Source organism: Polaribacter vadi (genome assembly GCF_018861005.1).
Taxonomy (GTDB): Bacteria; Bacteroidota; Bacteroidia; order Flavobacteriales; family Flavobacteriaceae; genus Polaribacter; species Polaribacter vadi_A.
The window spans coordinates 174,332-196,807 of record NZ_JAHKQL010000008.1; the positions used below are offsets into that span (position 1 = coordinate 174,332).

A 22,476-nucleotide genomic window follows, 5' to 3' on the forward strand; every position below is an offset into this window, starting at 1 on the left:
TAAATTTAAAGGAATTACACTTATTGAGAATTTAATGAGAGTTTAACTACAAAGCTTGTTAAATCAATACCATTAAATTCAATTATTTTTTCTACAAACTCTCTAAAAACACCTTCACCACCTTTTTTTTCTAATTGCCAATCCACAATTTCTTTAATATAAGTTGGAGCACTGTAAGGACAAGCACTAGTGCCAACTTTTTGTAACAAAGAATAATCATTTATGTCATCGCCTATATAGGCAACTTCCTCTAAAGAAATATTTAATTCTTTGCAAAGATTTTGAACCACATCAACTTTATTTTTAATCCCTAAAAATAAATGATCTGTTTTCAATTTCTTCGCTCTTCTTTCAACAGATTTTACATTCTCTCCTGTAATTATTCCAAAAGGAATTTTAAGTGCTTTACAAAAAAGTACTCCTGCACTATCATAAGTGTTAAATTTTTTGAATTCATTTCCAAATTCATCATAATACATTCCTCCATCTGTCCAAACACCATCAATATCAGTTAAAATAAGTTTAGGCAACATATTACTTTATGTTTTTTAAATAAATAATTTCATCTTTTTGAATATCACTATTCAGCTCTTTTCCAATAATTTTATTTTTATCCACCCATTTAACTCCATTCCCTGGACTTAATAAATGAATATCTTCTTCTGTAATTATAGTACCATTTTTTAAGTTTTTATTGGTAGCAATTGATCTCTCTAATTTATTTCTTGCACTTTCTACAGATTCTACAATTTCAATTTTCTCTTCTCCTAAAGACATATCTAAGTTTCTGATATCTCTTACCATTCTATAAATTCCATCAATTGCTAAGGAACCTTTTTGATCTGTCCCTTTCATATCCCTATCTAAAGTAATATGCTTTTCAATAATTTCTGCCCCCATAGCCACTGCTGCAATTGGTGTAGAAATACCAATAGTATGATCTGAATAACCAATAGAATATTGAGGGTATTTCTTCTTTAAATATGTTATGGTTTTTAAATTAACATTTTCATACTTAGTTGGGTATTCTGAGACACAATGTAAAATTGAAATATTATTATGATATTTACTTATAGTGTTCAAAGCCAAATTTAACTCTTTTGCACCAGCCATTCCAGTAGAAATTATAATTGGTATTTTGGTTTCAGCTAAGGCAGAAAGCAAAGGTAAATTTGTTAAATCTCTAGAGGCTACTTTTAACTTATCTGGTGTAAATAATTTAAGCATACTTAAACAACCTATAGCACATAAAGTTTCTACAAAATCTAATCCTTTTTCTTTTGTGTATTTATAAACTTCAAAATGCTCTTCATCATTTAATTCTAAAAAAGACCTGTGTTCTCCATAAGTTTTACCAAAAGAATGTGGCGAATTATACAGGCTTTTCATTTGTGTTGAAGATAACTCTTGAGTCAAATCTCTTTTGGTAAGTTTAACTGCATTCATTTGCTTTAAATCATTACCAAATAGATTATCTTTAACAGGTCTTGCAGCTACATCTACAAGTAATTTGCATAAATCTACAGATCCATTATGATTCTGTCCTATTTCACCAATTATGTATGTCATTTTGTATTTTCTTTTATAATTTTTTTCATTTCTAATAACAAATCTGTTCTCGTTTCGATGTATTTTATTATATCTGGATATCTATATTCAGGATTTTCTTTTACAAAATTTAAATAAATGTCTTTTAAATTTTCAAAATCGTTTTTGGTATCAAGAGTGCATCTTATACTATTATTATCATTTTTTTTATGTATAAAGTTCACGATAAAATCATCTGGATTTTTATAAATACAATTGGTTACATGTTCGTTACAAGTTTCATCACCTTTTTCTGCCACTTTCTCTAGAGCTTTTACACTTACTATCTCTGCAAAAAAACCAAAATGAGTCAAAATTGAAGGTGAATTATTAATCTTATATGATAAATAATCCTCATTGTTATAGTTAGCTATTAATTCTTCTAAAAGATTTATATCTAAAAAAGGGTTATCTGAACACACCCTTACAATTGTTTTTAATTTATTCTCCTTAGCACATTCAATAAACCTGTTTAAAACATTATTTTCAGATCCTTGAAAAAATTTAATTTCATGACTCTTAGCAAAACTTAATAATACTTCATCAACTTTCAAATTTGAAGTAGCCAGAATTACTGGATATTTAGTTTTTAGCTTTTTAACTCTTTTTAAAAGTACATCCAAAAAAGTCTCTTCACCATCCATTTTTAAAATAATCTTTTTTGGTAATCTAGTAGATGAAGTTCGTGCTTGTATTATTATACCTATGTTACTATTCATTATTTACCAACGATATTTTAATTTATTCTGATATTTTAAACTTTAATAACTTTTCAATAGGATTCTTGTAATTAGGCTCAATCTTTAATAAGATATATATTTTAACTTAAACTATTGTTCCAAAAAAAGATTTATACTTTACAAATGACTTAAGTTTTTCATCCTTTTCAGAGGTAACGACCTCTTCACCTTTCAATCTCCAATCAATATTCAAATCACTATCATTATAAACAACTCCATCTTCTGCTTCTTTATTATAATAATTATCACATTTATAAGAAACTATGGTATTGTCTTCTAAAACAGAAAATCCATGTAAAAAACCTCTAGGTACAAACAATTGTTTTAGATTTTCTTCTGATAAAATACAACTAAAGGATTGTCCAAAAGTTGTAGATTCTTTTCTAACATCTACAACCACGTCTAAAACTTTACCTTTTATAACTTTAATCAATTTGGTTTGAGCAAATTCACCTTTTTGTATATGTAAACCTCTTATTACTCCTTTATTAGAAATTGATATATTATCTTGTACAAAGTCTATTTCTAAACCCGTTTTTTCTTTAAATTTCTTTTTATTGAAACTCTCAAAAAAAACACCTCTAGAATCCTGGAAAATTTCAGGTTCAATAACATAACAACCCTTTAGTTTTGTTTCTATAACTTTCATTAAATTTCCATTAAATTTCTACCATAACCACTTTTTAAGAACGGTTTGGCCAGTTCTTTTAGTTGCTTTTTTGTTATAAAACCGCTGCTATATGCTGCTTCTTCTATAGATCCTATTTTTAAACCTTGTCTTTCTTCAATTACTTCAACAAATGTACTGGCTTGCATTAACGATTTAAAAGTACCAGTATCTAACCAAGCTGTACCTTTATCTAAAATTTTTACTCCTAATTTACCTTCGTTTAAATAGGATTTATTAATATCTGTAATCTCTAATTCTCCTCTTGCACTCGGCTCTAAATTTTCGGCTTTTTGAATCACTGAGTTATCATAAAAATAAATACCCGGTACAACAAAATTCGATTTTGGTGCTAAAGGTTTTTCTTCTATAGAAATCGCTTTCTGATGCTCATCAAACTCAATAACTCCATACCTTTCTGGATCATTTACATGATAAGCATACACAATTCCGCCTTCTGGATTTGTGTTTTCTTTTAAAGATTTAGACAATCCTGTACCATAAAAAATATTATCACCTAAAATTAAAGCAACTTTATCTTTACCAATAAAATCTTTTCCTATTAAAAACGCTTCTGCCAAACCATTCGGATTTTCTTGAGCTTCATAATAAAATTCACAGCCAAACTTAGTTCCATCACCTAATAAATTTTTAAATAAATTCAGGTCATTAGGAGTTGAAATAATTAATATTTGGTTGATACCCGCAGAAATTAATGTTGATAAAGGATAATATATCATAGGTTTATCATAAATAGGCATTAATTGCTTGCTTACTGCTAAAGTAAGAGGATGCAATCTTGTGCCTGAACCACCTGCTAAAATTATCCCTTTCATTAAGTATACTTTTTAATGTACCAGTTTATTGTTTTCTTTATGCCTTCGTCAAAATTTTCATCTGCTTGCCAACCTAATTCTTTTTTAATTTTAGTAGCATCAATTGCATATCTAAAATCGTGTCCTAAACGATCTTTAACAAAGGTTATTTGTTTTTTATAAGATGTGTTTTTGGGAAAAACTTCATCTAAGTAATCACAAATTTTATTGGCAATGTACAAATTATTATATTCATTTTTCCCTCCAATATTATAGGTTTCTCCTGCTTTTCCATTTCTAAAAACAAGTTCTATTCCTTTACAATGATCTGTAACATATAACCAATCTCTAACATTTTTACCATCACCATAAATAGGAATATTTTCTCCTGAAAGTGCTTTTCTAATTATGGTTGGTATCAATTTTTCGTCATGTTGTTTGGGTCCATAATTGTTAGAACAATTTGTAGTAACTACATTTAACCCATAAGTATGAAAATAACTACGAACTAAAAAATCTGATGATGCTTTTGAGGCACTGTATGGACTATTTGGTGCATAAGGCGTTTTTTCTGTAAAAAAATCTGTTTCTCCTAAAGAACCATACACTTCATCTGTTGAAATATGATGAAATCTAGCGTTAATAAAATCATTTTTATAATTGTAAGCTGCATCCATCCAATGGTTTTTAGCGACATCTAAAACGTTAAAAGTGCCAAAAACATTTGTTTTAATAAAACTATCTGGATTATTTATAGAATTATCAACATGAGATTCTGCTGCAAAATGAATAACACTTGTAAAGTTGTATTGCTTAAACAAACTTTCGACCAATTTTCTATCACAGATGTCACCTTTTATAAAAGTATAGTTAGAGTTACCTTCTACTTCTTTTAAGTTCTCTAAATTTCCTGCATACGTTAATAAATCTAAGCTAACTACACTTAAATTTTTCTGTTTTTCTAAAATAAATGGAATAAAATTAGAGCCAATAAAACCTGCCCCACCAGTTATTAAAACTGTATGCATTATTTATAATTTTCTAAATATCTATTTACTTTAAGTAAAAGCAAAAATACTATCATAAAACCAATTGCTAATACCCCTAATCTGAACGCGTTGTTTTTAGTAATTCCTTTTATTTCATAACCCACTGGCTGAAAGTTAGAAATAACATTTATAACTTCATATTTCTTAGATTTCTCTTTTGCTATATTTCTTAAATCAGCATTTATTTTTCTATTGGTATCAAATAATTCTAATTCTTTAGAAGTTTTCTTTTGCCCTCCTAAATCGATATTTGTACCCGTAGTTTGTTTTTTGGCTTCTTCTATCATTACCTCCATATAAACTCTTCTTAAAGAATCTATTTGCGCTAAATTAAGTCGATATAAAGAATCTGTTCTATTTAAGTCTTCATTACGTAATTCTTTTATTCTGTTAAAATATTTATTATCAACAACTGAAGAAATAATTACATCATCTAACTTATTAAAAACATCATTTTTAGTAGCAACTACAGATATTTTATGTACTCTATAATCATAATCAGTAAAAGAGTTTTTAAAATCCTGGTACTCATAACTTTTAATAGTTAATGTATCTACTGATAAAATTAAATCGTTATATGCATTAATTTTATCTGTATCTACCACTAAAGGTTCTATAGAAAATTTCTTTAAGGAAGAGGCATCTTCCATATTTAAATCGAAAACTTTACCTAAAGTTATAGTGTCTTTCTGTTTTACTAAATCATTATAAAAATTAACATTATTATAAAGTTGTAAAGCACTCTTAAAGTTAGGTTCTACCAATAATTCAGAACCATATTTTTTTTGACTTTTTACTTCCAAAAATACACCCGCCATTACACCAATTAAGCCTGCAATTCCTATTTTTATAAAATTTTCTTTAAAGAATATTAAAATTGATATGAATGCATGAAATATCCCTTTAAGAATATTACCAATAAAGTTGAAAAGTCGAGAAAAACCTTTACCTATAATTACAAATAAAGAACCTAAATCTATTTCTTCTTCGTTTTTATTATTTTGTGTATTTGTTGACATTTTTTTTAGTTTGGTTGTAAAATCTGTCTATTTTATATTAAAAAATTTGTTCTAATATTTTTTGGGTAATTGCATAAGTTGGTGTAACACCTGTCATACCTAAACCTCCAGAAGCTAAGGTAGCCCCAGTTTCTAATGGATTATCTGATGCATAATATGCATACCTAACTTTTACATCTTCTGAAATATTACCTCTAATTTTTGATGCAGATTGTATGGCTTTTTGGTAATGTGCGCCTTCCATTTCTAAACCAATTACATTCCAAGTAGAATCATGGAAAAACTTTAAAAGATCTTTATTTTGGAGTGATGTTCCAAGAACAGAAATCATTGTACCATCAAAAACTTGTACTCCAAAGTCTTTTAAATCTTCTTTGGTTAACTCATTTTTAAACGGATAATTATCTGCTGTACCTTCAAAAATATGAGCAGAAGGTATCATAATATCTCCTTTCCCTCCTTCTAAAATACCTGCTTTACCCATAATTGAAACAGACTCTACATCTAAATGAATCTTCTCTTTATCAGAATTATATGGCTTCAGTAACTCATCCATAGTTTCATAAGCTTGTTCTCCAAAAGCGTAATCCATTACAATAATTACTGGGTTTTTATCCAACGAGTTTTCTCTTTGAAACGAAGAAACATCAAAGTTTATTTTATTGGTATCAATTATTTGTACATTTATATTTGTACCAGAGGTATCTTTTACATAAATGAGTCCATTTTCTGATGCATAATCTTTTACTCTTTTCTGCAAAGGCTTACTATCTGCATTACTCAATAACTGAAAAAGCTCAAATCCTTTATGGGTTGCTGCTTCATCTGGCAATGCCCCTTTTGCATAAATCGAATTTAAAACACTGTGCATATTAGCACTAATAATATGTATTGGCCTTTTTAAAAGATTATATTCTTTTAAAATGTGTTTGATATCATTTGCCCAAATTTCACCATAAATGTGATGCCCTATTTCTTCTATTAAAAGTGAGCTAAAAGTTACTGTTCGTTTTTCTCCTTCATAAACTTCTTTAATAGCGAGTTTACCCAACCAATAAATAATATCAAAAAATTTATATGGTCTTTTTTCTGTTGAAAACACTTTAAATATTTCAGAAACCTCATCAAAAGTTCTTCCTAAAATATTACCTAAATGAACTATTAAAACTTCTTTTTCTTTTTCTGATATTTTCTTTTGATGTAAAACAACATCTTCTAAATGAAGCCACTCTCTTGTAAAATTTTCGCCTTCATCTAAAGAAACACGTTCTTGAATTTTATGAGATTCTATAAACAAAAAAGTAAGATGCGTAAGAATATCGTAAATTTCAGATCTACCTCTGGTAATCTCAATATTCATTTGATCTTTGTCTATTCTATAACAGTTTCTTCTCCTTTTTGGCGGTATAATAGCCTCAAAATGAGAATTTTTATAGCCTTCATCTGCAGTTAAATTTATAAACTGGCATTGTTCTATACCTTCAGGCAATCTTTCTATCACATAAACTAAACCATCTAACTCTATTTTTTCTTCTGCAATAGAACCATAAATCTCTGGTCTTAATAAAAGTAAAGATTTACGTAAAGTTTCTCCTGACACTCCCATTGGTTTATAAAATCCTCTACTAAACAAATGACGCATAGAAATGTAAAGTTTTTCTATTGCATTTGTAGATTCCTGAGCCCTGGTTCTTTCTATGTTTTTTGTATCTAGCATTTTATTTGTGGAGCAAATATATAATTAATTAATAGATAAAATTTGATTAAATTTATCTTGATTTTTTAGTAAGCTTATAGCTTCAGATATAACAATATCTTGCTTTAAACTATGTTTATAAACACCTTCTTTATAATAATATCTTTTTAAAATCTCTTTCTCTAATAACAAACTTACAATGTCTTGATTTTTAGAAACTTCATTAATTTTATCTTCTAAAAGAATGTTTTTAATTTTATTGTATTCTTTAGAAATATTATTTTTTTCAGATGATAAAAACGCCTTTTTGAACAACCTTTCTTGCTCAATAACAAAAGTTGTATCCTTTTTTAAATACTCTGAAAACAATTTAAAATCTGCATTCTTAAATTCGTAATTTTCAGCATCTGCAATGCTTGTATTTTTATAAAAATAATCGGTAGCAAAGTTAAAAATGGCCTTAGAATTTAATAAACTTTCTGTTGCTTTTGTTCTTTTAGTTTCTTTAATTTCTACATCAGGCATTACTCCTCCTCCATCAAAAACTGTACGCCCATTCTGAGTTTTGAATTCGTTAATTCCTGAATCAGAAAATTTTGGAACCTTACCAGTTTTATTATCTCTATTTGTATAGTCTAATTCTTGAATGCACCTACCACTTGGTGTGTAATATTTTGATATTGTAACCTTTAATTGTGTACCATATGTCAATTCTTTTTGACGCTGAACTAAACCTTTACCAAAAGAACGTTGCCCCATTATTACAGCTCTATCATAATCTTGCAAAGAACCACTAACAATTTCTGATGCAGATGCAGAACTACCATTTACTAAAACTACAATTGGTATTTCTAAATCTAATGGTTCATTTGTGCCTTTATAAGTCTGACTCAGTTTTTTGGTTTTTGCTTTGGTAGTTACAATGGTTTTACCTTTTTCAATAAAAAAGTTTGAAATATTTATAGCCTCTAGTAATGAACCTCCAGGATTTGATCTAAGATCAAAAACTAACTTTTTCATTCCTTGTTTTTTTAAATCTATAAATGCTTTTTTTACTTCGGATGAAGCTTTGTTATTAAAACGTGTTAAGGTAATATACCCTGTTTCGTCATCAATCATATTAAAAAAAGGAACAGGATTAATTTCTACTTTTTCTCTTTTTAATTCCTTTTTAATAATTTTTCCTTGACGATTAATTTCTAAAGATAATTGAGTGTTTGGAGTTCCTTTTAAAAACATAGAGAGTTGATCTATTTCCATATTTAATAAAGATTCTCCATTTACAGAAACAATCATATCTCCAGCTTTCAAAGATGCTTTATCAGCAGAAAAACCTTTATAAATTTCTTTTAACTGAATCCCTTTTTTAGTATAGTAAACAGAAACTCCTATACCTGCATACTCACCTTCTCTTCTTATTCTAGCATCTTCTACATCTTGCTCATTATAAAAATTGGTGTAAGGATCTAAATCTTGTAGTGTATTTTTAATAACTTTATCTGTTAAATCTGCAGGGTTAATTTCATCAACATAATACATGTTTAATTCTTTAAACAAAGAATTGTAAATTTCTATTTGTTTAGCTACTTCAAAAAAATTAGATTTAAATGAAAATGATAAAAAAACCGTTGCTACTAATAGAGTTAGTATTGTATATCTTTTAATTTTAAAGTTTTTCATTTGCTTTATTTTTCGTTTTTTCTATAAATAAATTTAATAATTTATTCATTTTAGAAAAAAGTTCTTCATAAGGTTTTTCTTCTTTACCAATATACGAAATCATAAAAACGTAGGGTTCTTCTAAATTATTGTAAATAATTTCTTTTTGTAAACGATACGTTTCTCTCATTAATCTTTTTAATCGATTTCTGTGAGGTGCTCTTTTAAAGTTTCTTTTTGCAACCGAAACTCCAACCTGTGCAGGAAAATCTGACGTATGTACTGTTTGAAGATAAACCATTCTTAATGGAAATGCTTTTACAGAATTACCTTCTTTATATAGCTTTTCTATTAACTTTCTACTTTTTAGTCTTTCTTGTTTTCCTAGAGTAAACTTCATTACTACAAACTTAATTGAAAAGGATAACTTTTTATGCCTTTACTACAAAGAAAATCAAAAATTCAGTATTTTTATAAAAGTAAATTAACAATTATTTTCTGAACATTTATCAATAAAATTAAACAATTATCAATATTTTTGTTAAAATTTATACGTTTTGCAATTTTCTAATATCAAACAATAAAGATGAAACCAGATTTATTCCAAGCTCCAGATTATTATAATTTAGATGATTTATTAACTGATGAACACAAATTGGTTAGAGAAACTGCTAGAAGCTGGGTAAAACGTGATGTATCTCCAATTATAGAAGAATATGCTCAAAAAGCAGAATTCCCAACCCAAATTATAAATGGTTTAGCAGAAATTGGTGCTTTTGGACCTTATATACCAGAAGAATATGGTGGAGCTGGCTTAGACCAAATTTCTTATGGATTAATTATGCAAGAAATAGAACGTGGAGATTCTGGTGTTCGTTCTACTGCTTCTGTACAATCTTCTTTGGTAATGTATCCTATTTATAAATACGGATCAGAAGAACAGCGAAAAAAATATTTACCAAAATTGGCTTCTGGAGAATGGATGGGCTGTTTTGGATTAACAGAACCTAACCACGGATCAAACCCTGCAGGAATGGAGACTAAATTTAAAGATATGGGAGATCATTATCTTTTAAATGGCGCAAAAATGTGGATTTCTAATGCGCCTTTTGCTCAAATTGCTGTGGTTTGGGCAAAAAACGAAGAAGGTAGAATTCATGGTTTAATTGTAGAACGTGGTATGGAAGGTTTTTCTACTCCAGAAACTCACAACAAATGGTCTTTGCGTGCTTCATCTACAGGTGAATTAATTTTTGATGATGTAAAAGTGCCTAAAGAAAATTTATTACCTAACAAATCTGGCTTAGGTGCACCTTTAGGTTGTTTAGATTCTGCAAGATTTGGTATTGCTTGGGGCGCAATTGGTGCTGCTATGGATTGTTATGACACTGCTTTACGTTACTGTAAAGAACGTTTACAATTTGGCAAACCTATTGGTCAGTTTCAATTACAACAAAAAAAGTTAGCAGAAATGATTACTGAAATTACCAAAGCTCAATTATTAGTTTGGAGGTTAGGTGTTCTTAGAAACGAAGGCAAAGCAACATCTGCTCAAATTTCTATGGCAAAACGAAATAATGTAGAAATGGCTATAAATATTGCAAGAGAAGCAAGACAAATGTTAGGTGGAATGGGTATTTCTGGTGAATACTCTATTATGCGACATTCAATGAATTTAGAAAGTGTAATTACTTACGAAGGTACACATGATATTCATTTATTAATAACAGGTTTAGATATAACAGGTTTAAATGCATTTAAATAAAATCTTTAAAAAATCATATTTTACTATAATTTTATTTTTGATTATCTGTTGTGCAAACAACAATGATTTTGAAATTATCGATGAAGAAGTTTTTGAAGATACAAATGCTGATGTTCTAAAAGTTTTATCTTTAGGTGATAGTTATACCATTGGCCAAAGTGTTTGTGAAAACTGTAAATTCCCTTCTCAATTAGTAGATTCTCTAAAAAAGAGAAATAATCTATTAGAAATAGAATTAAACGTAATTGCTACTACTGGTTGGACAACAACTAACCTTATTAATGCAATTAATAATCAAGATTTAGATGATAATTATAATTTTGCAACTTTATTAATTGGTGTAAACAATCAATATCAAAACATTCCTTTTTCTGTTTATGAGAAAGAATTTCCAGATTTAATTCAAATAGCAACAACTGCTGTTGGTGGTAATAAAGAAAAATTAGTAGTCTTATCTATACCAGATTACGCTTTCACTCCTTTTGGAAATGGCAACACAACAATATCCGAAGAAATAAAAAAATACAACGATTATGCAAAAACTTATTGCGAAAATAAAAACATTACTTTTCTAAATATTACTGATATAACTCAAGAAGGTTTAACTAACACAAGTTATGTTGCCAATGATGGTTTACATCCTTCTGAAGAAGCATATTCTCTATTTATAGAAAGGTTATTACCTATTGCAATTCAAAAATTAAACTTGCAATAATTATCTAAATTTATTTTAAACTTTCTACAACGTATTCGCTAATTTTTTGGTTATATGACATTTGACAGCTTTTTTACGTAAATGATAGGCTAGTTTTGCTAAAGAAATTATTCTAATCATTTAAAGTGAAACACCATGCAAGAAACTAGAAAAGACGTTGTGCAGTTTATTAACTTACAGTTAGCTTCATTAGGTCAGCCTACTTTTAAAGACAAAAAAGGGGAATTTATAGATCCAAAATTTGAAGAATTAACTAGTGGCCTAGTAAAAAGTTTACAAGAAAAATCGAGATTATTATCAAATCATCATTCTCCTGTAGATACTAGGATTCAAAGTTTTATAGATGATTATTTAAAAGAAATTAAAATAGATAAACCAATTATTGTACCTAATAACACTTTAATTTTATCTAAAAAAGGACAAGCAAGAGAGGTTAGTTTACCTGTAGATGGAGATTCTTTTAAAAGCGATTTAGTCACATCAAGCAGAATAAAACAAGGTATTTTAAATAATCCTTTACATGATAAAAGAACTACAAAAGGTACTTTTCATATTGTAGAAGGAGATTTACCTGTGCCATTAGATAAATTTGAAGTACCAAAAATTGTATTTGCCCACTTTTTAAATGCTGCCTTTAATCCTACTGACGATTTAAAAATATTACCATTTACTGCAGATCAAGACAATAAAGCAAAGGTAATGGCTTCTATGTTATTAAGACCAATTGTATGCCCAGAGGTTAAAGGTGTAATTCCAGAAAAATCTTTAGAAGTTCGCTTTTTTGTGCCTGGTAATTTAGTAAGTAATTTAGATTTTGTTGAATCTATTTTTGGTAATGCTGGCGATCCTAATTTAGCTCAAAATGATGCTGCTTTAGACACAGAACATTGGACAGGACATACAGGTTGTATTGTTTTAGCTCCACAATTATTAAAACTTAAAAAGAAAGAAGTTGGTTTACCTCATTTTGATGATGCCACAGAACGTCAGAAAAAAGATGGTATGTGTTGGAAAGATGAAAACGAACTTTATAATGAAGGTGGTGCTTTTAAAATAACATGTAGAGATGAAAGAGGAGTTGTTGTTACTTTAATTGCAGATAATTATTATGGTTATTCTAAAAAAGAAATAAAAACACAAATTAGTTATTCTGCCAATTTATACGGCTTATTAGAAGAAGAACATGCAGGTGGTGCAATTGCTTTTGCAAGAAGAGTTATGGGTGATACTTTAGATGGTAGAGACTATTCTGAGTTTCATAATTTTGAACATACTTTTGAGGATGTAAAACGACTTTTAGGAGATACAATTGATGTACAACCAGAGAATTATGCAATCGATAAAAAATACCCAAACATTATCTATATTCCTGAGTTTGCTTATGTAAACATCAACAAAAACAACATTACTTGGATGCATAATAGCAGAAAGCAAAAACTAACACTTTCTCCTTACAAAACCTATGTACACCCAACAGGAAACAAATTTAAACTAGAAAAACATAAAGCTGTAAATTCTTGGAGAATTATAGATACGTTTGCAGAAGGTGTATTTTGCCATAAACCTTGTACAGTTTCTGGTGGTGGAAAATCTGAAATTTCTAAATCGATGCAAAATGCAATTACTTATAGTAATTTTAACATTATAGATATAGAAGAGGATTTTAAAAAAGCAGATGAAATTATTGAATTTGTATATTCTAACCGTTGGAAAATTAAAGACCCAAATAGACCAATATCTAGATCTTTTTTAAGTGAAAAAAGAAGTTTAAGTTCTGCTGTGAAATTATTAATACCTTCAGAACATAACTCAGATGAGTTTAATGAATTCTTAAAAAACATTCCTGTTCATATTCGTTCTTTAGTGCTTTTTGTAAAAAGATTGTACAGACAGGCTCATGGATATTTAAACTGGAAAGAATATATGTCTGTAGAGATTATCAACGGAAAAAAAGGTACTGGTTTATTACACAATAACACACCTGTTGTGGGTAGTTATGTAAGAATTGGTTTTAATGAACAAGGAAATTGGATGTTAAATAAATTACGTTCAGATTTTTCTCCTTGCGAAAAAATTCAAACAGAAGATGATATTACTGCTTCTATTACTTTACCTAGAGAATCTTTAAAAAATCTAAATCCTGAGTTTACAAACAAAAGTTTAAAAATAGTGGCTAATTGTGAGGCTCATTTATTTCAAAGACCAGATGAGGCTGTTGTTAGAGGTTATGATAAAGGTGCTGAGTTAGATTTGGTAACAGAAGGTCGTTTTTTAACCAATTACGAATTATTAAAAAAAGCAGATGCTATTGTGTTGTATGAAGATACCATCAACTTTGATAAATACACAAAACCTGTACAAGATTTTATAGAAAGTATTGCTAAAAGCGATAAAGAAGAAGAATATTTTGCTGTTCCTTCTCATACTAGATTAGTTAATGGAGAACCTACCAAAAACCCTCGTTATTTAGAGCCTAATAAATTTATAGAAGAAACAGAAGCAAGTTATTTAGCAGATATTGGTATTAGATTAGTAAGAAAAATAGAAAAAAATGAGCCTTTAAATCACGTTGTAAATGCTGTTTTACCTGGTAGAAGAAATAACCCAGTAGACAAAGCAAATGGTATTAGACCATTAGCGGTTTACAACCCAATTCATTACCAAGAAACACCTGAATTATTTATGGACTTTATTTGTAGTTTAACAGGTAAATCGCCTTCTACTACAGGTGCAGGTTCTGAAGGGGCTTTAACAAAAGCACCTTTTAATATGCTAACACCAACAACAGATTTAAACAACGCTTTATTATCGCATATTTTAACAGAATCTAATGGTTTTAGTACTGCTGCTGGATATGTAGGTGCAGAAAATAAAATAGACCATGATATAAGTTTATTAATTCCTGAAATTTGGGCAAGATTAGAACCCGTTGACAGAAGTCCAGATAACCTAATTGAAAACGGATCTTTAGAAAAATTAGAAGATTTTGAATATGAAGGAGAACAAATTTTAGCAAGTAGATTAGGTTATAGAATTACTAAAAAATTCTCTTACAGATGCTTAAACCGTATTTTTGATGAACCAACTGCTGTTTTTAGTGAGCGAATGTTAAAACCAGAGTTACAAGGTTTAGAAGATTATGTAGATGGTATTAAGAATATTTGTGAAGCTCAACAAAAAGTAGCTTTAAATTATTTTGAAGATGGTAGTGTTGTAGATGCAATACCTCCTTTACAAATTTTACTACACATAATGGCTTATGGCAATTATGAAGGTAAAGAAATCAGCGACCCAGAATTACGTAAATATTTTGATAGAGATTATGTAATTAATAGTGATTGGTATAAAGAACGATTAAAATTAAAACAAGAAAAAGATATTGTTTTTTACAAAAATCAAATCGACTATTTAGAGGCTTTTATATCTAATTTAGATAATAAAGATTTAGTAGCAGAAATGAGTATTCATAAACGATTAGAAAAAGTACAAGAGCTACATAAACAATCTAAATCTAAGTTTTATTTAGAAAGTTTAAAAGGTACAATTGGAGCAGATCCTTTGTGCAAAAAGAAAAAGTAATTTAATTTTCTCCTACAAGGTTCATCTAAAAACCTTGTAGGATTTTTTTTTAATACGATAAATTTAACTGACCTTCAGTAATCGAAAAAACTTCGGTAGAGGATGTAGAACTTGCAGTAAACTCAAAAGTTGCAACAATATCATTAGTTGTAGTATTATGACTTAGAATTGTAATTTTTCCATCAGCTTCATAAGTTAAACCATTTACAGTGTATTGAGCTGTAGGATAAGTTTGAGCTGCAAAACTACCAAAATTATATTCACCAACTAGAACATTGTAAGGTACAGTAATACTAATAGTTTCTGTAGCACTTTTATTGGCATCTATAGTAATTAATTTATTATTACCAATAGTAACCAAATTACCAAAAAGACTTATTTCATCATATTCAACACCATTAATTTTTGCAGTAAAACTCTCATTACCAATTGGAAAATCGCCTTTTGGCACCTCATTAAAACTACCACTTAAAAAAGCTTTAGAACTACCAGAAATACTATTTCTACCTATAAAATTAAAATTACCAGAAATAGTATTATATACATAATCTATATTTGTAATTTCTATGGTACCTCTACTAGATGTTTCACTAAAAGTAGTCCAAACATCAGAAGAGTTAGCCTTATCTTCTGCGTAAGTTGCAACATTATTAAGACCTTCAAAACTAAAAACACCTAAATCGTAAGTATCAATTCTAAGAGTAAAGGATTCATTTGTGGTAGCATCTATTGCATTTACAAAAAGATATTCACCTTCTAAAGTAAAATTAACATCAGTTGTTAAAAAAGTTTCGCCATCAAATGTTGCTTGAAAATTTGCATTATTTTCATAACTAGGAAAAAATATTCCATTTTCTTCACATGAAGAAAAAATCAATAAAAAAGATAAAAAAAGGGAAAAAGCCTTTATATACTTCATAGCTTTAATGTTAAAAAACAAAAGTAAGGATATTAATTATTTAAATAAACTCCAAAACAAAAGTTTAAGAAGCTAATTCTAATAAAACTTTTGGGCATCTTTTACAGTTAACGCCTTTTTTCTTGTATTTATTGCAACATTTACTTTTCGCTTTTAAACAATTTGACGCACAAGCACTGTTACATATTGAAGCACTCTCAATAGGAATAATCGATTTTTGTGAAGTATAAAAAACAATCATTAGTAATAATTAGACTGCAAATATAATTCTTTATTTAGAATAAATAAAAATAAAAAATCAATTTTAAATATTATTACACTTATATTTTTTGATTCTAAGTTAATTTTGTTTTTTCCAAAAAACAAGGTGTATAAAAGGTAACTCTTTTATTATTTATTAAATTAGCTTTATATGATAAAAAAAGAAGAAAAAGACACAAAATTAAAGTTTAAACTAAATCATTTACCTCAGTTATTAATTACAAGTGTTAAATCTTGGTTTAATGATGATCCTTTTAATAAAGCTGCAATTATTGCTTATTACGCAATATTATCTTTACCTGCACTTACCATTATAATTTTTAATTTAGTAGGTTCTGTTTGGGGAAGAGAAATTGTAGAAGGGCAAATTTTAAATGAAATATCTAACGCAATTGGTAAAGAAACAGCCCAAACAATTAAAGAAATGATGGTGAACGATGGTAATAAAAAAACCTCATTTTTTACAACAATAATTGGTATTGCTACTTTGTTATATGGTTCTACAGGTGTGTTTTTTCAACTACAAAACATTTTAGACTCTATATGGAATGCAAAACCTAGATTTGAAAATGGAGTTTTACAAACCGTTTTTGGTAGGTTAAAAAGTTTTGGTTTTATCTTAATAATTGTTTTTCTATTACTGATAAGTCTTGTTTTAACATCCTTATTAAGCACTTTTGGTGAAAACTTAAAAAATATTATTTCTGAGAATTTAGTTAAATATCTTTTTACTTTAGATATTTTTATCTCTTTAGGTTCTATTTATTTTGTTTTTGCTGCCATGTTTAAAGTGCTACCAAATGTAAGTATCCCATGGAAAGCTGTCAGAATTGGTGCTTTACTAACGTCTATTCTATTTGTCTTGGGTAAATACTTATTAGCAATTTATTTTAGTGAGCTAGAACCAGGCTCAACTTATGGAGCAGCTGGTTCTATAATTTTAGTTATGTTATGGGTTTCTTATACTAGTTTAATCCTATTTTTTGGCGCTCATTTTACCAGAAACTATTCGCAAAAATATCTTTTACAACAACCTGAGTAATAGATTATTTCTTAACACCTAATTTTATTAAAATAGTTTCTAGCAAACACCATTTTGTAAATGCAGACTGTATCATATTTACACCAATAAAAACTCCAAACCACAACCAGTTTATGCTTACATAATAAGATAAGGTTACCATTAATAACACCATAAATCCTACTATAACTCTAAAATATTTATTTAACATTTTTATCTTCTTTTTTAATTTATATAAATCTTTCTATTGGTAATACAATCGCTTTTAAAGGATTGTTTGTTTTTAAATTTTTATTGAATTCTTCTATCAAAATAAACAAACCATCAATCTTATCTTTTTCTGTAAAAGAGAAAAACATTGTAGATTCATTACCACTTTTTTCGCCAGAAAACCAACTAGAAGCTTTTAATAATTGAGGTAAATTTTTATACCCATCAATATCTGAACTACTAAAATTTTCAATATTTGCTTTTTTGAAGATTTGTAAAACTTCTTTTTGAAATTCTTCTACTACTGTTACTAATACTAATTTCATTGTCTAAATTTTTATGTTCAATTGTATACAGTCGAGAACTATTTATAATTCTTCTTTTCTATCATGTAATATACTAATGGCACAACCAATAATGTTAACACTGTAGAAACAATGGTACCTCCCATTAATGAAATTGCCAATCCTTGAAAAATTGGATCAAATAAAATTACAAATGCTCCAATAACAACAGTTCCTGCAGTTAATAAAATAGGTGTTGTTCTTACAGCTCCTGCTTCAATTGCAGCTTGTTTTAACGGAACACCTTCTTCTAGTCTTAAATTGATAAAATCTATCAATAAAACCGAGTTTCGTACCATAATTCCTGCTAAAGCAATCATTCCAATAAATGAAGTTGCAGTAAAGAAAGCGCCCATAATCCAGTGTCCTAAAATAATTCCTATTAATGATAATGGAATAGCAACCATCATTACAACTGGTGCTTTAAAGTTCTGAAACCAACCTACAATCAAAATATAAATCAAGATAATTGCACCCATAAACGCGATTCCTAAATCTCTAAAAACTTCTAATGTAATTTGCCATTCTCCATCCCATTTTACAGTATAATCATCTTCATAATCTGGCTGACCTAAATACATTTCGTTTAATTTATATCCTTCAGGAAGTTCAATTTTATTCAGTTTTTCTTCCATTCCTAAAATTGCGTATGCAGGACTCTCTAATTCTCCAGCCATATCTGCCATTACATAAACAACACGTTTTTGGTTTTTTCTATAAATACTTTTGGCAGCAATCGTTTCTTTAATTTCAACCAAATCTGCAATTGGAACTAGATTTCCCATTTTAGATTTTACTTTTAATTGAGAAATATCTGAAATGGTAGATTTTTCTTTTTCATCTAGACTCAATACCAAACCAACCTGATTTACAGCGTCTTCATCATATAAAGTTGTTATTGCTCTGTTAGATAAAGCCATGTTCATGGTATAAGCAATTTGTTGAGGCGCAACACCATACAGCATTGCTTTTTCTTTATTTATTTCAAATTGATATTCTTTTTGATCTGCTTCAACCATAAAATCTACATCAACAACATCAACAGTATTATTTAAAATATTCTGAACATCGTTGGCAATTCTAATTTGCTCTTTATAATCTGGTCCATAAACCTCAGCAACAATTGTAGATAAAACTGGTGGTCCTGGGGGAACTTCCACCAGCTTTACATTTGCATTGTATTTTTTTGCTATTTTCTGAATTTCTGGTCTTAATAATTTTGCAATTCCGTGACTTTGAATTTCACGTTCACCTTTATCAACTAAATTCACCTGAATATCTGCCATATTAGATCCACCACGTAAATCATAATGACGTACTAATCCATTAAAAGTTATTGGTGCAGAAGTACCAATATAGTTTTGGTAATTTACTACTTCTGGTCTTGTAGATAAATACTGAGCAATTTCTTGTGTAACAACGCCTGTTCTTTCTAAAGTTGTTCCTTCTGGCATATCTATTACCACCTGAAACTCGTTTTTATTATCAAAAGGTAACATTTTTACAGCAACAGAATTGGTAAAAAATAACATCATCGTTGCAATTAAAACAAAGAATGTTCCTCCTAAAAACAACCATCTTTTTGTTCCATTTTCTAATAAAGGTCTTTCAAACTTATTGTATACTCTATAAATAAACGTTTCTTCTAACGGTTTTTCAACTTTTTCTTCTCCTCCTTTTTTATCTTTTTCTCTTAAGAAAATATATCCTAAATAAGGCGTAATTGTTAACGCTACAAATAATGATAAAATCATTGCAATTGAAGCTCCAATTGGCATTGGCGCCATATAAGGACCCATTAAACCAGACACAAAAGCCATTGGTAAAACAGAAGCAATTACAGTAAATGTTGCTAAAATTGTTGGGTTACCAACTTCATTAATTGCATATAAAGCAGCTTGTTTAAACGGCAAGCGTTTCATTTTAAAATGTCTGTGCATATTTTCTGCAATAATAATAGAATCATCAACCACAATACCTGTAACAAAAACCAACGCAAAAAGCGTAATTCTGTTCAACGTATAATCTAACATATAGTAACTCAACAATGTTAAAGCAAACGTAATTGGCACAGATAAAAACACTACCAATCCACCACGCCAACCCATAGCTAACATCACTACAAGCGTTACAGCAATTATAGAACCAATAAGGTGTAATAATAATTCTGATACTTTATGAGAAGCTGTTTCTCCATAATTTCTTGTTACTTCTACATGAACATCATCTGGTATTAAAGTAGTTCTTAAATGATCTACTTTATCTAAAACCACCTTTGCAATTTTCATTGCATCTGCTCCTTTTCTTTTAGCAACAGAAATAGTTACTGCAGGATATTCAAATTGATATTCAGACGATTTATCATTCCCTTTTCCAAAACCTAAGGACACATAATTTTGTGGAATTTCTGGTCCGTCAACAATAGTTGCAATTTGTTTTAAATAAATTGGCAAATTCTGCTGCACACCAACTACTAAGTTTTCTACATCTGTAACAGAAGCTAAAAATTTACCGGTATTTACTAAAAATTCAGTATCATTTTTATCAAAACTACCAGAACTTAATTGTGTATTATTGGCTTTTATCATTTCTGAAACCGACAAAAAATCTAATCCGCTTGCGGCCAATTTATCTTTATCTAAAACCACTCTTAACTGACGATTTCTACCTCCTATTTTATGAGTAATAGAAACATCATTAACTTTCTTAATTTCTGTTTCTAACTCTTGTGCCATTTGCCCAAGCTGAAAATCGTTATAATTTTCGCTCCACAAGGTTAAACCTAGCATTGGCACATCATCAATAGCACGTGTTTTAACTAACGGAAACGTAACACCTTGGGGCATTTGATCCATGTGTTTGTTAATTTCATTATACAATTTTACAAACGAACGTTCAATATCTTCGCCCACATAAAACTGTACAATTACCATTGCTTTTTCGTTCATAGCAGTGGCATACACATATTCTACACCTTTAATATTAGAAATTAATTTCTCTAAAGGTTTTACAACTCTCGTTTCTACTTCTGTAGGACTTGCACCTGGATATCCTACAAAAATATCTGCCATTGGCACATCAATTTGTGGTTCTTCTTCTCTCGGAATTAAAAACGAGCTGTACACACCAACAACCATAAAAACGATCATTAGCAAGACTGTCAATTTTGATCCAATAAAGACTTTTGCAATTTCACCAGCTAAACCTTCTTTCATATTATTAAGCCCCTTTTAATTTCCCCAAAGGGGAAAAACTGTTTGGGAATTTTTACAGTTAATTTTTTATTTTTTTTAGTATGATTCCATTCTGGCCTCTTTCCCTTTGGGAAGGATTGAGGATGGGCTTATTTTACTTTCGCTCCGTTAAATAATTTTCCTTCAGCAGAAATTATATAAGATTCATCAGCATTTAGACCTGATAAAACTTCTACTTGATTTCCATAAGTTCTACCTAAACGCAACCAACGTAATAATGCTGTATTACTTGTACTTACTGTATAAACTCCAGATAATTGTCCGTTTTTAACTACTGCTTTTGTAGGAATTAAAACCAACTCAGATTTTACTTTTCTTTCTACAGGAAACTGAACCGTAGAAAACATACCAGATAAAATATTTGCATCTGTTTTTTCTAAAGCTACTTTTACCAAGTATTGTCCTCCAGTGTTTTTTGCAGAAGAACTTACTTCTGTAACTTTTCCTTTAATTATTTTATCTATAGATTTTACCAAAACATTAACTGCAGCACCTTTTTTAATTTTAGAAATTTCAGATTCTGGCACCATTGCAATCACTTCAAAAACTTTAGGAGTTTCTACACTAATTAAAGGCATTCCTGGGTTTGCCATATCTCCTGCTTCAATATTTTTACTGGTAATTACACCACTAAAAGGAGCTGTAATATTAGAATATGTAAACTGGGCATTAATTTCGTTTTTCATTTGATTTGCAGATTCTAAACCAGCTTTTGCCATTTGATAATTAGCTGTCATGTCATCCATTTCTTTTTGAGAAATACTTTTACTTGCAAACAAATTTTTAAAACGATTGTAATTTTTTTCAGCATTGTTAAAAGTTGTTTGTGCCTGTGAAATCCCTGCATTTACTTGTGCTTTCTTCGCTTGTAAATCTGTGTTATTTATAGAAACTAACAACTGACCTTTTTTTACTTTATCACCAACATTTACGTGTACTTTTTTAACGTAACCCATCATTCTTGTGCTTATATCTGCACTGTTAGTTGCTTGTATTTTTCCACTTACAGATAAAAACTGATTATTATTATTTGTTGTAATTTTATTTACAACAACTTTGATTGCTGGCGAATTATCAACGATTGCTTTTTTATCTTCACGACCACAACTTGTTATAAAAATTGATAAAGCAATTAGTGTAATTATATTGATATGTTTTTTCATTTTATTTATTTTA

The 22,476-nt window shown here is 28.9% G+C and carries 19 protein-coding genes; 4 read left to right on the forward strand and 15 right to left on the reverse strand.

Annotated features, from left to right (window positions below; translation table 11 throughout):
- Window positions 1-20 precede the first annotated feature (20 nt).
- From KO506_RS05915 to rnpA, 10 genes are all read right to left on the reverse strand, one after another.
- Complete coding sequence (locus KO506_RS05915; protein WP_215993976.1) at window positions 21-533, reverse strand: KdsC family phosphatase; 513 nt, start codon at window positions 531-533, stop codon at window positions 21-23.
- Window position 534: 1 nt separating this feature from the next.
- Window positions 535-1,569 (reverse strand): N-acetylneuraminate synthase family protein, encoded by a 1,035-nt coding sequence (locus KO506_RS05920; protein ID WP_215993977.1) that lies wholly within the window; start codon window positions 1,567-1,569, stop codon window positions 535-537.
- Window positions 1,566-2,306 (reverse strand): cytidylyltransferase domain-containing protein, encoded by a 741-nt coding sequence (locus tag KO506_RS05925; protein ID WP_215993978.1) that lies wholly within the window; start codon window positions 2,304-2,306, stop codon window positions 1,566-1,568. The genes KO506_RS05920 and KO506_RS05925 overlap by 4 nt, the downstream gene beginning before the upstream one ends.
- 106 nt (window positions 2,307-2,412) lie before the next feature.
- On the reverse strand, window positions 2,413-2,976 hold the full coding sequence (gene rfbC, locus KO506_RS05930) for a dTDP-4-dehydrorhamnose 3,5-epimerase (RefSeq protein WP_215993979.1): 564 nt from the start codon (window positions 2,974-2,976) through the stop codon (window positions 2,413-2,415).
- Window positions 2,976-3,830, reverse strand: coding sequence for a glucose-1-phosphate thymidylyltransferase RfbA (gene rfbA / locus KO506_RS05935; RefSeq protein WP_215993980.1), 855 nt, complete (start codon window positions 3,828-3,830; stop codon window positions 2,976-2,978). The genes rfbC and rfbA overlap by 1 nt, the downstream gene beginning before the upstream one ends.
- Window positions 3,830-4,837: a dTDP-glucose 4,6-dehydratase gene (gene rfbB, locus KO506_RS05940; RefSeq protein ID WP_215993981.1), complete on the reverse strand. Its 1,008-nt coding sequence runs from the start codon at window positions 4,835-4,837 to the stop codon at window positions 3,830-3,832. Before rfbB ends, rfbA begins: the two co-directional genes overlap by 1 nt.
- Entirely contained in the window at window positions 4,837-5,877 is a 1,041-nt protein-coding gene (locus KO506_RS05945) for a hypothetical protein (protein WP_215993982.1), read from the reverse strand. The genes rfbB and KO506_RS05945 overlap by 1 nt, the downstream gene beginning before the upstream one ends.
- A 37-nt stretch (window positions 5,878-5,914) precedes the next feature.
- A complete protein-coding gene (locus KO506_RS05950; RefSeq protein ID WP_215993983.1) occupies window positions 5,915-7,594 on the reverse strand; it encodes a DUF6909 family protein in 1,680 nt (559 codons plus the stop codon).
- A gap of 24 nt (window positions 7,595-7,618) precedes the next feature.
- Window positions 7,619-9,253, reverse strand: coding sequence for a S41 family peptidase (locus tag KO506_RS05955; protein WP_215993984.1), 1,635 nt, complete (start codon window positions 9,251-9,253; stop codon window positions 7,619-7,621).
- A complete protein-coding gene (rnpA, locus tag KO506_RS05960) occupies window positions 9,240-9,632 on the reverse strand; it encodes a ribonuclease P protein component (protein WP_215993985.1) in 393 nt (130 codons plus the stop codon). The genes KO506_RS05955 and rnpA overlap by 14 nt, the downstream gene beginning before the upstream one ends.
- Before the next feature lie 186 nt (window positions 9,633-9,818).
- Here rnpA and KO506_RS05965 point away from each other — a divergent pair, with 186 nt between their 5' ends.
- The 3 genes from KO506_RS05965 (at window position 9,819) to KO506_RS05975 (ending at window position 15,291) form a co-directional block, all read left to right on the forward strand.
- Entirely contained in the window at window positions 9,819-10,997 is a 1,179-nt protein-coding gene (locus KO506_RS05965) for an acyl-CoA dehydrogenase family protein (RefSeq protein WP_215993986.1), read from the forward strand.
- A gap of 37 nt (window positions 10,998-11,034) precedes the next feature.
- Window positions 11,035-11,712, forward strand: coding sequence for a GDSL-type esterase/lipase family protein (locus KO506_RS05970; RefSeq protein ID WP_252726796.1), 678 nt, complete (start codon window positions 11,035-11,037; stop codon window positions 11,710-11,712).
- 135 nt (window positions 11,713-11,847) lie between these two features.
- Entirely contained in the window at window positions 11,848-15,291 is a 3,444-nt protein-coding gene (locus KO506_RS05975; protein ID WP_215993988.1) for a hypothetical protein, read from the forward strand.
- Between the two features lie 49 nt (window positions 15,292-15,340).
- Here the strand turns inward: KO506_RS05975 and KO506_RS05980 are convergent, their stop codons facing one another.
- Window positions 15,341-16,210 (reverse strand): DUF6252 family protein, encoded by an 870-nt coding sequence (locus KO506_RS05980; RefSeq protein ID WP_215993989.1) that lies wholly within the window; start codon window positions 16,208-16,210, stop codon window positions 15,341-15,343.
- Window positions 16,211-16,622: 412 nt separating this feature from the next.
- On the opposite strand from KO506_RS05980, the gene KO506_RS05985 reads away from it, so the two are divergent.
- Window positions 16,623-17,513, forward strand: coding sequence for a YihY/virulence factor BrkB family protein (locus KO506_RS05985; protein WP_215993990.1), 891 nt, complete (start codon window positions 16,623-16,625; stop codon window positions 17,511-17,513).
- 4 nt (window positions 17,514-17,517) lie between these two features.
- On the opposite strand, the gene KO506_RS05990 is transcribed toward KO506_RS05985, so the two are convergent.
- The 4 genes from KO506_RS05990 to KO506_RS06005 form a co-directional block, all read right to left on the reverse strand.
- Window positions 17,518-17,703, reverse strand: coding sequence for a YgaP family membrane protein (locus KO506_RS05990; RefSeq protein ID WP_215993991.1), 186 nt, complete (start codon window positions 17,701-17,703; stop codon window positions 17,518-17,520).
- A gap of 19 nt (window positions 17,704-17,722) precedes the next feature.
- Window positions 17,723-18,028: a hypothetical protein gene (locus KO506_RS05995; protein ID WP_215993992.1), complete on the reverse strand. Its 306-nt coding sequence runs from the start codon at window positions 18,026-18,028 to the stop codon at window positions 17,723-17,725.
- Window positions 18,029-18,066: 38 nt separating this feature from the next.
- Window positions 18,067-21,261, reverse strand: a complete 3,195-nt coding sequence (locus KO506_RS06000) for an efflux RND transporter permease subunit (RefSeq protein WP_215993993.1) — start codon at window positions 21,259-21,261, stop codon at window positions 18,067-18,069.
- 128 nt (window positions 21,262-21,389) lie between these two features.
- Window positions 21,390-22,463, reverse strand: coding sequence for an efflux RND transporter periplasmic adaptor subunit (locus KO506_RS06005; protein WP_215993994.1), 1,074 nt, complete (start codon window positions 22,461-22,463; stop codon window positions 21,390-21,392).
- Window positions 22,464-22,476: the final 13 nt, after the last annotated feature.